Consider the following 12,404-nt stretch of genomic DNA (forward strand, 5'->3'; position numbering starts at 1 on the left):
CTCGCTCCTGGCACCGGCACCGCTCACCCCAAAGATTGTAGGGCACAACGGCAGCCCGATTATCGGCTCGGGCGGCTCAGTCCGCTCGAGCTATAGCAGCTGAAACAGGCCATCGTTGAGCTCATAGCCCAGGATCTGAGTCATTAGCTTAAGTCGGCTGCGGCCCTCAATCTGACGGTTGCGCAGCCACTGGTCGATCTCAAACACCTTGCGCATGACAAACAGCTCCAGGGCTTCGGGATTGTAGCGGATGCCGTCCAGCGGGCTGAACTGATGGGGCACCAGCATTGCTGCATAGCGCCCCAGCTCACCCGACTCCCAGTCGAGATAGAGTGGCAGCCAGGGGTAGCGGCTGTCGGCCCGGACAAACCACAGCCGCACTTCAGGCAGCTCAGACAGCTCGCGCGGGTCGGTGGGCTCGCGCGGATAGTCGATGTCAAATTTTAGGGTCAGGGTCGAGTCGAACGCCTGCTGGCTGAGCAGCGGCTCGATCACCTGCTGGGCCGGAGTCAGATCAAGGCTATGGCAATGCTGGTCCGTAAGCGCGATCGCGTAGGTCATGGAGAAACTTTAGGGTAGGGTTGATCAGGCTGCCCTGGCGGTAGGCCAGATCGTTTTTTCAGATTTTCAGATCATTTTCAACGTATCTTCGACATATCTCTATCTAACCGCAACGCTTGGCCGCAAAGATGACCGATTCCCCCATCCGTCCGTCCTCTGACGCCCCGATTCGCGCCCCGATTCGGATCTGTATTACCCTTGGCACCCGCCCAGAAGCGGTGAAGCTCGCTCCTGTGATTCGCCAGTTTCGGCAGTCCTCTCAGTTTGAGGCCCAGGTGGTGCTGACCGGCCAGCATCGCGAGATGGTTGCACAGGTGATGCAGCTGTTTGACCTGCAGGCCGATCGCGATCTGGAGATTATGCAGCCCCAGCAGTCGCTGACGGATATTACCTGTCGCAGTTTGCAGGGGCTAGAGTCGCTATTTCAGCAGCTGCGCCCACAGCTAGTGCTGGTGCAGGGCGATACGACGACGGCCTTTGCGGCAGCGCTGGCGGCATTTTATCAGAAAATTCCGGTGGGGCATGTCGAAGCCGGGCTGCGGACGGACAATATTTTAAATCCCTATCCAGAGGAAGCCAATCGACGGCTGATCTCGCAGATTGCAACGCTGCATTTCGCGCCGACGGCCACGTCTGTGCAAAACCTGAAAGCCTCAGGCGTGACGACCCAGATTCATCAGACCGGTAATACGGTGATCGATGCCCTGCTGACTGTGGCCGACCACAGCCCCGACTGCTCCATTCCGGGTTTGGACTGGAGCCAGCACCGGGTCATTCTCTCGACGGTGCATCGCCGGGAGAACTGGGGCGCGCCGCTGGATCAGATCATCCAGAGCTTTCTCGGCATTTTAGAACAGTTTCCCGATACGGCGCTGCTGCTGCCGCTACATCGTAATCCTACCGTTCGTGAGCCGCTGACGGCAGCGCTAGGCAACTATCCCCGAGCCTTTCTTACAGAGCCCTTAGACTACGCCCAGCTGGTCGGAGCGATCCAGCGCTGCTATATGCTGCTGACTGACTCTGGCGGCCTGCAGGAAGAAGCGCCGGGGCTGGGGAAGCCGGTGCTGGTGCTGCGAGAGACCACCGAGCGCCCCGAGGCGGTAGCGGCGGGCACGGCGAAGCTGGTGGGGACATCGCCAGCTCAGGTGATCGCGGCAGCGGCTGAGCTGCTGGAGGATGAGGCCGCTTATAAAGCGATGGCTAAAGCGATTAACCCCTTCGGCGATGGCCATGCCGCCGAGCGGATTCGGCAAGTCGTCGCGGCCCATTTTGGTTTGATCTAAGACGGGTCTAACCTGCAAACGTCCCTAGCTAAGACGGTTCAGAGCCATCGATCAGATTCTTTTTCGATACTTTGACAGTCTTCCAGAGCGCCTTGATCTGCTCGTAGGCTTCCTGGGAGGAAATTTTGCCGTTGGTTTCCAGCCCGCAGATCAGCGATACCCGATTGGCGAATTCCTGTAGATTGGCATTAAAGGCCAACGCCTCGGGCGAAAACTCGCCGCGATAGCGGCTGCGCGGCAGGATGAAGTCGTCTCTTTGCTGTTCGGAGTTGGTCATAATGAATGAGTGATGTACCCGCTATTAACCCCTGCAAGTTAGCCCCTGCAAGTTGGTTAAGAGGCTAGCGCCTTTAAGCTAGCAATTTGCTCAGGAAAAATCATCCGTCACAGCGCCTTAAAGTCAGGCTTCCCATAAAGCACACCTGATATATCAATCTTGCTTAATATGCAGGCCGAGGTAGTGCCGCTGCCGTCGAGCGCGATCGCGTAAAACCTTTCCAAAGAAATATATTAAGTTTCATAGGTTTAACTGCCCAGACGGAGTGGGTAGAATACTTAAAGTCAGTTTGCCCAGCCGATCCTGCGCTGTGTAAATGGCTTCAGATTTTGCCTGTCCGATCGAATTGACTCGACTCGGAATTGACTGGGCCGTTCTGGCTGGGCCAACGTGCTGTAAATCATGAGATTGATGCGACATAACCCGATTGGAGACTTTAAACGGGGTGTTATGACGGCAGCGCTTAGCTTGGGCATAGCGCTCTTCCAGCCGACTTCCCCGGGGGTTGCTGCGAGTCGGATCGTGCTGCGGGCCGGGCCGCTGCAGCAGACCGTCCAGCTGGAAGACTTAGAAACCTTTGCGAGCACGGGGCGGCTGCCCGACCGGCTGCGGGCCTTTGGGATTATTCTGACGCCAGAGGTGCGCCGGACGCTGCAGCAGCGGCTGAACCTCGATCCGCAGATGAGCGATCGCATCATCGGTGACCTGCTGGCCTCACCCAACGGCGAGCTGCTGCTCGATACCTTGGCTACCATTGCCCCCGACCTAACGCCAGAACAGCTGCAGGCGGCGGTGCGGCTCGCGGCCATGCAGGCTGACGGCCTCAGCCTATTGAGTATACTTCGGGCCATTCCCCAAGAGAGCCTAGAAGTTGACCTGACCGCCGCGATCGCGCTGATCTCTCAGTTCAACCTGGCCAGCCTCGAAGGCCAGGCCCTGAGCAGCGTTCTAGACCACGAGCTGCTATCCACCGAGCCAGCCCCACTGGCCCTCTTTGACCCGGCGGCGCCAGGGCCGGAGCGAGTGTTTCAGCGGACGCTGACGCTGCCTGATCGGGCGCGGGCGCGGCTGATCCCGGTGGAGGTTTACTGGAGCCGTGAAACCCAGGGGCCGCTGATCGTCCTATCCCACGGCTTTGGCGCCGATCGCTACTTTCTCAACTATCTGGCAGAACATCTGGCCTCCCATGGGCTGACGGTGGTGTCAATTGAGCATCCTGGCAGCGATGTCGATGCGCTGATGGGGCTAGCCCTGGATCCAGAAATCTTGCAGCGGCCGAGTCGGATTCTACCGGCGAGTGAATTTCTCGACCGACCGCGAGACGTCAGCTTTGTGCTAGACGAGCTGGCCGAGCTCGACCGCCGATCGCCAGTCTATCGCGGCAAGTTTAATACCGAGCAGGTGACGCTGATTGGTCATTCGCTAGGCGGCTATACGGGCTTAGCCCTAGCTGGGGCTAGGCTCGATCTGCGATCGCTGCGGGAGTTCTGCAACAACCTTCAGCCCCTGGGCACCTCACCCGCAGCCTGGCTCCAGTGTGCGGCAGTCGATCTACCCCAGCAGGAAGCTGACCTCAGCGACTCGCGGGTGACCCAGGTGGTGGCGATGAATCCGCTGACGGGGCGGCTGTTTGGCCCGCAGGGGCTGAGTCAGATCACCGTCCCTGCCCTGATTGTCGCTGGTACGCAGGATGGCGTCACGCCGATTTTGTCACAGCAGCTGGCCCCCTTTGACCAGCTTTCTGGCCCTAAGTATCTGACCGCAGTGATTGGCGGCACTCATCTGAGCGTCGGCGATCCTAATAATGTCAATCCCTCGCTTACCCAAATTCCCTTCATGCCAGAGCTCCAGGGTGAGGAAGCGGCCAGCCTGCGCCAGTTTTTGCGCGGCGTCACGCTCAGCTTTGTGAATCAACAGACCGCTGAGGCTGACCGCTATGGCCCCTTCCTCGGTGCCGGCTATGCCCAGTCTTTCTCGACGGCGCAGCTGCCGCTACGGTTTACCGCTGAGCTGCCGAGTACTGTCCGCGTTTGGCTGCGGCTCAACCAGAATCTGACTGGAGCACCCCGGAGCACCGCAGGTCTGATTGTTTCCTGGGTACATCTAGAAACGATTGACAATCACACGCGGCTGCAGCGAGTTCAGCAGCAGGTGGTCGCTCACCTCCAGGCCAGTCACGCCGTTACCGTGCTGCGCTGGCCGCTGCATACGCTAGCGCTGCGCTGAGGTTGACGCCCTTCAGCTCAGCGCGGCGCAGGTCGATGCCGGTTAAAACCTGGTTGGATAGGTCAGCCTCGGTGAGATTGGCAAAAATGCGGTGGAAAACCCAGAGTTGCTGGCAGCAATCACCTTAACTCAGTAATTCCAGCCAAGCATTCCCACAAATTGGGCCGCCGCTAACGGGCAGACCCAAGTTAAGGCTAATCTAAAGAAAACCGAGGACAGAATAGGAACTGAATCATGCCTGACAACCGTAGAAGCCAGGTCGTTACCCAGGGCGTCCAGCGGGCCCCCAATCGCGCCATGCTGAGGGCTACCGGCTTTGGCGATAGCGATTTTAATAAGCCCATCGTCGGTCTGGCCAACGGCTACAGCACGATTACGCCCTGCAATATGGGGCTGAATACCCTGGCTCAGCGAGCCGAGGCGGGTCTACGAACGGCGGCAGCGATGCCCCAGATGTTTGGCACTATCACGATCAGCGATGGCATCTCGATGGGTACGGAGGGGATGAAATATTCCCTGGTCTCGCGGGAGGTGATTGCTGACTCGATTGAGACGGCCTGCATGGGGCAGAGTATGGACGGCGTGCTGGCGGTGGGTGGCTGCGATAAGAATATGCCGGGGGCAATGCTGGCGATCGCGCGAATGAATATCCCCGCCATTTTCGTCTACGGCGGCACCATCAAGCCCGGCCACTACGACGGCAAAGACCTAACGGTGGTCAGCGCTTTTGAAGCCGTTGGCGAGTACAGCGCCGGTAAAATCAGCGCCGAAACGCTCCAGGCGGTCGAAAACCATGCCTGCCCCGGAGCGGGTTCCTGTGGCGGCATGTTCACAGCCAACACCATGTCCTCAGCCTTTGAAGCGATGGGCATGAGCCTGCCTTACTCTTCGACCATGGCGGCAGAGGATGAGGAAAAGGCTGAAAGCGCCGAAAAGTCGGCTTTTGTCCTGGTCGAAGCGATTCGCCAGCAGCTGTTGCCTCGCCAGATTCTCACCCGCCAGGCGTTTGAAAACGCGATCGCGGTGATCATGGCAGTCGGTGGCTCGACCAACTCGGTGCTGCATCTGCTCGCGATCGCCCACGCCGCCGAGGTTGAGCTGACTCTCGACGACTTTGAAACGATTCGGGCCAAAGTTCCGGTCTTCTGTGACCTGAAGCCCTCGGGACGCTATGTCGCCACTAACCTGCACCGGGCGGGCGGCATTCCCCTGGTGATGAAGATGCTGCTGGATCGGGGCCTGCTCCATGGTGAGGCGATCACGATCAGCGGTCAGACCATTGCTGAAGTTTTGGCCGATGTCCCTTCTCAGCCCCAATCTGATCAGGACGTGATCCGCCCCTTTGACCAGCCGCTCTATCCCCAGGGCCACCTCGGCATTCTCCGGGGCAACCTGGCTACCGAGGGCGCTGTCGCCAAGCTCACCGGCATCAAGCAGCGCCGCATCACTGGCCCGGCCCGCGTCTTCGAGTCGGAGGAAGCCTGCCTCGACGCCATCCTGGCGAAGAAGATCAATCCGGGCGACATCCTCGTCGTCCGATATGAGGGTCCCAAGGGCGGGCCGGGAATGCGAGAAATGCTCGCCCCCACCTCGGCCATCATTGGCGCGGGGCTGGGCGATTCGGTCGGGTTGATTACGGACGGGCGCTTCTCGGGCGGTACCTACGGCATGGTGGTGGGGCATGTAGCCCCGGAGGCGGCGGTGGGAGGCGCGATCGCGCTGATCCACGAAGGCGACGCCATCACCATCGACGCCGACGCTCGCCGTCTCCACCTAGAGATCTCAGACACAGAGCTGGAACAGCGCCGCGCCGCCTGGCAGCCGCCGGCCCCAAGATATCCTCGTGGGGTGCTGGCAAAGTATGCCCAGCTCGTCTCCTCCAGCAGCCAAGGCGCAGTCACGGATTTGGGATATCTGTAAAAACCTGAAACAAGAAAATTTAACATAATGAACGGAATTCGACAAACGGCTGTCGTTCAACCTGGCGGCATCGTTGAGGTGCAGTCTGCCGAGTTAGCTGAAGGCAGCATGGTTGAGATAATCATATTGAGCGATGCTTCGACCGAAGCATCACCCTATCCACTCAAGCGAACAACCAGCTCTTAAACCGTCGTGACAAACGCGGCATGATGACGTAAGAGAGGAGTGAAACTGTAATCGCCACGCTGACAGCAACCCGCAATAGCCAGGGCAAATATTGCATCACGGGTGCCAGCAACGGGTGCACAAATAGGGAAACAATCATCACCCCCACCCAAACTGAAATCGCTTGCTTATAACGCTTGGGTGCCGCAGGAGCAGCCTGTTTTGGCAGTTGAAACCACCCTTCTAAGCCCGTTAAAACCTGTACTGATTCTTGCTCTTGAATCAGTGGTTGAACGCGATCAATCCAACCCTTGCGAACTTTGGAGCTAAGCCAAGCTTCCAGGTTCGCGGCTGAGTCGAACTGTAGCGCAATCACATAGTCAGAGGAGCCTCCCGTCTGGGGTCCATTTCAGAATGTTGACACCCAAATGCCCTTCAAATTGACGAGCATCGGCGGCGATACCTTTAATCCATTCTTCATACCCAGCTTCACGGCCCGATCGCACGCGATGGGTGATGACAGCGGTGACATGATGGTGCTGATTCGACATAAGATCCACTTTTGCGTCATAGGGTCGTTGCCGACAGAAAGAAATTAGAGGGTGATACGACTAAACTTCTCGTTCATCACCCTCCGCACGAAGGCTTAGTGACATCGGCCAGCGCTAACACATTGTTCTTAAATTCTTTGGACTGAATTCGACTGGGTAACGCTCAAACGAAATAATCTCAAATTCTCCCAGTACAAGTACTTGCTACCCTTATAGATGTGGGTTACGCTCCAGTGCTGCTCGGTCCCAATGACCCAAATTGGCTGCTGCCTCATAGGTGCTTTGCAGAAAAGTAAGGAGCGCTGCATCTGGATCATCGGCCTGTCTCACTGCTTCATAGGGTAGGATAAACTCTTGCATGTCTGAGCTATAGAATGCCTCTTGGGGCTGGACAGGGTAGTCTTGAAACCCTTCTGGTGCAGGGTAAGCATAAGCATAAAAAACAGGCTCTGCCACTGCTCCACCACCTGGCCAAAAACCACAACTGCTGACCTCATGTGAATAGGCCTCTCGTGTTACCCAATCTGCCATATTCGGAACTCCACCTGGATGCTCTGGCGCATGACGACCAGAAAAACGAGTTACCGCGAGATCAAAACTGCCCCAGAAGAAATGGACAGGGCTGGATTTACCAACAAATCGTGAACGGAACAGGGTCATAACTCGATCTACCTGCACAAGGATTCGCCAGAACCGCTGGGCATACTCTGGGTCATAAGTAGCATGTTGATAATCTTGATCAAACGGGAGTGGTTCTGAAATTTCTTGCGGCATTGTCCAAATTCGGACTTCAATCCCTATCTCGCTCAGTGCAGCCATCACATTTTGATAGAAATCTGCAACGGAGCGTGGAGTGAGTGGAATTCTTTTGATCATGCCCTCGCTAGTTTCAATCTGTAATTGATGATCGAGGAAATCAAAGCTAATTTGAAAGCTTGGGTACCGTAAGGAATGACAGAGGTTGTTAATCCGCGTGGCGTGACATACAAGGTAGATTGCCACCAGTGATTGAGCTTGGGAGCAAGTGCAAGACGAATTTTACCGACAATCTGTGTCCACCGATGGACAGTTGAATAGGTATCCTGCCATGCTGCTAGCGACAAACTGGGCCAAATGCTGTCGGTGGGTATACTTTGAGTAAAAACTGCCATGAAAAAACCTCCATTTGACGAAAGATATCGGAAGAGAGCTAAATGCAATCAAAATCGCTTCAATAGTCCTTTCCCTGCTCATGGACAAAGCACCATAACCATTGTTCTCCCAATTCAGCCGAGCTAACGACCGAATGTCCAGTTGCCTCATGGTGACGGCGAGCATGTTGATGCTCAGAAGAATCACAACACAGCATCTTTCCACAGGTTTGACAAATGCGTAGATGCACCCAGCGACTATTGATTCGCATACATTCTTCACAGCGAAACATTGGGTAGTTTGCTTTAGAAATGAGCGTTTCAGTAGTCAAATCGTTAAGATGTCTACAACTCATATGGCTCCTAATTAAGCAAGTGTTTACCTGGTACTTATCCGTTGCTTTTACTATCTAGAGTGTACTGAGTTCTAATGTTCGATTTCTTGCAGATTCTTACAGCATTTTGTCGGATTCCTATGATGTTAGCGAACCTGTTTAGGTGTCATTCCCATGAGGCGCTTGAACTGTTGCGTCAGAGGGCGTTTATCAGTCAGAATCCCAAAATAATACCCCACGGATTAGAACATAATCCAGCGATCACGGCGTCTCTCATGAGACAGACTTTGCCAGCTCAGCTAAGAGCCGATCAATCAGCAGAATTGTCACCAGCTATTAGTTCTATGCTGTCGATTTCATTAGCCTGTATTGGGTAGGATTGCTTCAGCAATTCAGCGACTTCTTGCGCGATCGCAATCAGAGCAGAATTAACGGGAGAATTAGTCTGAGGTGTAACCTCATGCTTGGAATCATGCTTGCGTTGTAGTTTTGAATGCGTCATCGGATCATCCTCAATGAAATACTGATTTATAATTGGCTGGATCAATGTCCATCGTCACTATCTTGATATGCGCTACGTCGTCCTCTGTGGTTCAACCTCGGTTTGGATGACGAAAGCCCTTAATTCGACCATCTGACTGTCGCGAAAGCACCAGACATCGCAGTACGAATAATGAGCCACCTTCCCGTCTTCGTCTTTCATGGTGATGTCGCCGAGCGCCGTGACAAAATTATCCTCAGCGATTAAGTTCGCGACCCTAAACGTTGGCGGCTCTACGTAAGTCGTTGCTATCCACTGACGAACGGCTGCTTTTCCTTGAAGGGTCTTGTCGCCTATAAACGTCCATTGCGTGTCGTCGGCGCAGAACGACAAGAATCCTTCATAGTTGCCTGCAGCGATCGCCGCGTTTGCCGCTTCTAAGATAGCTTTATTTTTCTCTGACATCTGATTACTCCTTTGTTCAAGTGGATGCTTTAACGGAGCGAAAGCGGTTTCTCGATCGGTGCGTCCTTCGCCTTAGCGTAGTGCCGAATCACCCCATTGCCGCCTGTGCAAAATTCACGGAACAATTGCAGTAACGCGGATTTCAATTCGCATCGTTGGCAGCCCAAGAGCCGCAACGCCTACCTCTGTCCAAATTGGGGCATGGTTGGGCATGTACTGGCGAAATAGCTTGACCATCACCTCGTTAACTTCTGGGGAAAACCCACCAACATGGTAAGAATTGACATGGACAACATGCTCCCAACCCGCTCCGGCAGCCGCCAAGGTTCGCTCGACGTTCCAAAACGCCTGGGCAATCTCGTCAGCAAGCGATTCGGGAATTTGCAGATTGTCATCCCAGCCACCTTGACCTGATGTCTCCACGCGATCGCCAATTTTTACGGCTTGCGAGTAATGCAATTCATTCAGCATGTATTCCCCATAACCGGGAGTAACAAAAAACTTGGGCTTATTCATGGTGTTCCTCATGTAATGCGTTTGATTCTATCTCGCGTTGCTGAAACAAACTCGTTTCAGCATCATCCGATTTAGATACTAATGTTCAGAATTCACTTGCTGTGTAATCACAATGATTTCTGCAAATAGCAAGACAACTATTAACCGCGAAAATGCTTGTAAAATGACTTCCATCGTCCAGTTCTGACTCCGAACCTCCCAAATCATCCAAATAATAGTGAATCCAACCACAAACCAGGGTACGATGACTATAGAATTCCGTCTGCGATAGAAGCGGATCGCCGTCTCCCGCCAGAAAGGGAAGGTACTGAAAATACAAGCAATGTAGGACGTTCCTGCACTGATGAATAGGCTGGTTTGAAGACCCGAAGGCAGATTTGTTCAATTTCGGAAGTCAGCTAAATACCGTTGCATAATCGCGAGCAAAGTCCTTGAACTGACGCGGCGCTTTGCCAGTCGCATCCTCTATTCCTGAAGCGATCGCTGCGGCCTCATTGCGCCGATAGTGGGCGTAATCTTCAATCAGTCCATCGGCTTGCCAAGCTGGCATCCCAAAGCCAACCATGGCTTCCCGCATCTGTTCGGGTGGAATATCAACAAACGCAATCTGACGCTTCAGGGCAGCAGAGAGATATTCTGCCATCTCGGTATGTGTTAACGCCTGCGAACCCGTGAGATCGTAAATCTTTCCTTCATGCCCAGCTTCGGTCAGAGCAGCGACAGCAACGTCAGCAATGTCGCGGATATCTACGACGCTCACCTTGGCATCACCGATCGCAGCGTAAAAGGTGTTTTGCTCAACGATCAATGATCGGAAGTTTAACAAGCCCTGCATAAACAGATTGGGGCGCAAAAACGTATACGCCATTTGGGTTGCTTGGATCGCCGATTCGACAACCGCATGGTAGCGCAAAAAGCGCACAGGTGAGTGGGCATCGGCTGCAAATTGCGACAGTTTGACGATGTGCTTGACACCGCTTTGTTGTGCCGCATCGACAAACGCCAGTTGCTGTGCTTCGGCGTGTTCTGTTGAGTTGGTGACGAGGAAGGCTCGATCGACCCTTACCAGGGCAGAGGGCAGTGTTTCAGGACGATCGAAATCAGCCTCGACCATTTCGAAGCCCAGATCTGCAATTGCCTTGGCACGATTGCGATCACGCACCATCGCGCGAGCTTGAACGTTTTGCGAGGCGAGACGCTTGAGTATCTCCAGCCCGTTATTTCCAGTTGCGCCAGTTACTAGGATCATTTGAATCTCCTGATTAAATTTCGAGTATTCTTCTGCTCTACACAGCAGAAGTTTTTGAAACAAATATTCGACGAGTTGAAATTGTCCAAGTTTAGAATTTATTTGCTATGTAATGACAACAACACTCCGGACAACTCTGACAGTAGGGTGGGCAATGGCCACCATTTTGTAAAACTCTTCATAGTAAGGTTTTGTGGGCATTGCCCAGGTAGCTCAGGCAATTAATTAGAGGTGGAAAAATTATCTTTTTTGTAGGGTAACAGATGAGCCGCAAAATCGAAATAGAAGAGGCAATGCCCTTTATTTGCAATGACGATCGCAATATGAAGCCCTAACATTCCCCATACCAGTAATACCGCGAGAGACAAGTGCTGTATTGCCCTACCGGGGGTGATGACGCAACAGCCATTGCAGACAAATTCCGGTAACGATGCCGTAGCTTAGCCAACCTGCCCCATAGCCCAATGCTGTCGGGAGTGGTGCTGGCAATAGCCCTGACTGCAAAATGTACGCGACAGTTGAGCTACTTGCTCCATCTAACGCACCTCCTAAAGCGCTGACCAAAATCCACCATTCTGCTTTACGGACAAATCGTGTCAAAATCGGAAACTGAGCCGTGCCAAAAATAGCCAGTACAATCGGCTGTGTGACCAGATTCGACCAAAAAACTGGCCATGCGCCCAGTGTGCTCAGGAATTGAATAAGCGGATCAAAAAGGGGTGTGATGAAAGAACTCACCAGCGCTAGCCCAAAAGTCCATCCCTGGGTGCTAACCACTATCCACCAAAAGGCTTTAGGAATGTATTGGCGCAAAACGAGCCATTGGGCTGCGCCAATCAACAAACCTGTAAAAAAGATGGTTGCTACAAGCTGAAAAAAGCCTGATGCTTCCAGTGCTCCAACGATCGCCCCCGCGATTGTTGGAGCCAATGTCCACCAGAGCCACAGGCGAGGTGCGATCGCCAACTGTCGGGTGTCATCTCGCCATTTATGCTGCTCCATAATGCTCACCCCAGAGTTGCACTTCAACTCTATATCTGTACGGCTTTGTTGCATGAATTGAGAAAGGGACAGGGGTTTCCCATCTCGGTCGTTTTCTAGGCTGCAACGCGGTAGCAATCAGGCATTCCGAGCTGCGTCATCCGGTTGAGCGCCTTACATTCAATCATCAACTCGGTGGTTTGAGCTGCTATCTTTCTGGCACACACCTCACCTGTGAAAACGGTTTTGAGTCGGTACATCCCC

At 54.0% G+C, this 12,404-nt stretch carries 13 protein-coding genes and 1 pseudogene; 3 read left to right on the top strand and 11 right to left on the bottom strand.

Features of this window, described 5'->3' with window-relative positions; translation table 11 throughout:
- Positions 1 to 90: 90 nt before the first annotated feature.
- The gene (locus IQ241_RS07395; RefSeq protein WP_193905781.1) at positions 91 to 561 is read right to left on the bottom strand and encodes a CRR6 family NdhI maturation factor; all 471 of its coding nucleotides are present in this window, start codon (positions 559 to 561) and stop codon (positions 91 to 93) included.
- A 128-nt stretch (positions 562 to 689) separates the two neighbouring features.
- Here IQ241_RS07395 and wecB point away from each other — a divergent pair, with 128 nt between their 5' ends.
- Complete coding sequence (gene wecB / locus IQ241_RS07400) at positions 690 to 1,844, top strand: non-hydrolyzing UDP-N-acetylglucosamine 2-epimerase (protein ID WP_193905782.1); 1,155 nt, start codon at positions 690 to 692, stop codon at positions 1,842 to 1,844.
- A gap of 28 nt (positions 1,845 to 1,872) precedes the next feature.
- Here wecB and IQ241_RS07405 read toward each other — a convergent pair whose 3' ends face one another.
- On the bottom strand, positions 1,873 to 2,121 hold the full coding sequence (locus IQ241_RS07405) for a DUF7219 family protein (protein WP_193905783.1): 249 nt from the start codon (positions 2,119 to 2,121) through the stop codon (positions 1,873 to 1,875).
- Positions 2,122 to 2,571: 450 nt separating this feature from the next.
- On the opposite strand from IQ241_RS07405, the gene IQ241_RS07410 reads away from it, so the two are divergent.
- On the top strand, positions 2,572 to 4,347 hold the full coding sequence (locus IQ241_RS07410) for an alpha/beta hydrolase (RefSeq protein WP_193905784.1): 1,776 nt from the start codon (positions 2,572 to 2,574) through the stop codon (positions 4,345 to 4,347).
- Here the strand turns inward: IQ241_RS07410 and IQ241_RS26400 are convergent.
- Positions 4,304 to 4,435 (bottom strand): pentapeptide repeat-containing protein, encoded by a 132-nt coding sequence (locus tag IQ241_RS26400; RefSeq protein ID WP_193905797.1) that lies wholly within the window; start codon positions 4,433 to 4,435, stop codon positions 4,304 to 4,306. The two genes, IQ241_RS07410 and IQ241_RS26400, sit on opposite strands and share 44 nt — an antisense overlap.
- A 146-nt stretch (positions 4,436 to 4,581) precedes the next feature.
- Here IQ241_RS26400 and ilvD point away from each other — a divergent pair, with 146 nt between their 5' ends.
- On the top strand, positions 4,582 to 6,267 hold the full coding sequence (gene ilvD, locus IQ241_RS07420) for a dihydroxy-acid dehydratase (protein WP_193905785.1): 1,686 nt from the start codon (positions 4,582 to 4,584) through the stop codon (positions 6,265 to 6,267).
- A gap of 163 nt (positions 6,268 to 6,430) precedes the next feature.
- Here ilvD and IQ241_RS07425 read toward each other — a convergent pair whose 3' ends face one another.
- From IQ241_RS07425 to IQ241_RS07460, 8 genes and pseudogenes are all read right to left on the bottom strand, one after another.
- The gene (locus IQ241_RS07425) at positions 6,431 to 6,808 is read right to left on the bottom strand and encodes a hypothetical protein (RefSeq protein ID WP_228021468.1); all 378 of its coding nucleotides are present in this window, start codon (positions 6,806 to 6,808) and stop codon (positions 6,431 to 6,433) included.
- A 385-nt stretch (positions 6,809 to 7,193) separates the two neighbouring features.
- A pseudogene (locus IQ241_RS07430) lies at positions 7,194 to 8,134 on the bottom strand (DUF5996 family protein).
- Positions 8,135 to 8,193: 59 nt separating this feature from the next.
- Complete coding sequence (locus IQ241_RS26405) at positions 8,194 to 8,469, bottom strand: UBP-type zinc finger domain-containing protein (RefSeq protein WP_193905786.1); 276 nt, start codon at positions 8,467 to 8,469, stop codon at positions 8,194 to 8,196.
- 289 nt (positions 8,470 to 8,758) lie between these two features.
- Positions 8,759 to 8,950: a hypothetical protein gene (locus IQ241_RS07440; protein ID WP_193905787.1), complete on the bottom strand. Its 192-nt coding sequence runs from the start codon at positions 8,948 to 8,950 to the stop codon at positions 8,759 to 8,761.
- A gap of 72 nt (positions 8,951 to 9,022) precedes the next feature.
- Positions 9,023 to 9,394, bottom strand: coding sequence for a nuclear transport factor 2 family protein (locus IQ241_RS07445; RefSeq protein WP_193905788.1), 372 nt, complete (start codon positions 9,392 to 9,394; stop codon positions 9,023 to 9,025).
- A gap of 114 nt (positions 9,395 to 9,508) precedes the next feature.
- A complete protein-coding gene (locus IQ241_RS07450) occupies positions 9,509 to 9,910 on the bottom strand; it encodes a RidA family protein (protein ID WP_193905789.1) in 402 nt (133 codons plus the stop codon).
- A gap of 394 nt (positions 9,911 to 10,304) precedes the next feature.
- The gene (locus IQ241_RS07455; RefSeq protein WP_193905790.1) at positions 10,305 to 11,159 is read right to left on the bottom strand and encodes an SDR family oxidoreductase; all 855 of its coding nucleotides are present in this window, start codon (positions 11,157 to 11,159) and stop codon (positions 10,305 to 10,307) included.
- A gap of 381 nt (positions 11,160 to 11,540) precedes the next feature.
- A complete protein-coding gene (locus IQ241_RS07460) occupies positions 11,541 to 12,161 on the bottom strand; it encodes a hypothetical protein (protein WP_193905791.1) in 621 nt (206 codons plus the stop codon).
- Between the last annotated feature and the right edge of the window lie 243 nt (positions 12,162 to 12,404).

The sequence above is a fragment of the Vasconcelosia minhoensis LEGE 07310 genome (assembly GCF_015207255.1).
Taxonomy (GTDB): Bacteria; Cyanobacteriota; Cyanobacteriia; order Phormidesmidales; family Phormidesmidaceae; genus Vasconcelosia; species Vasconcelosia minhoensis.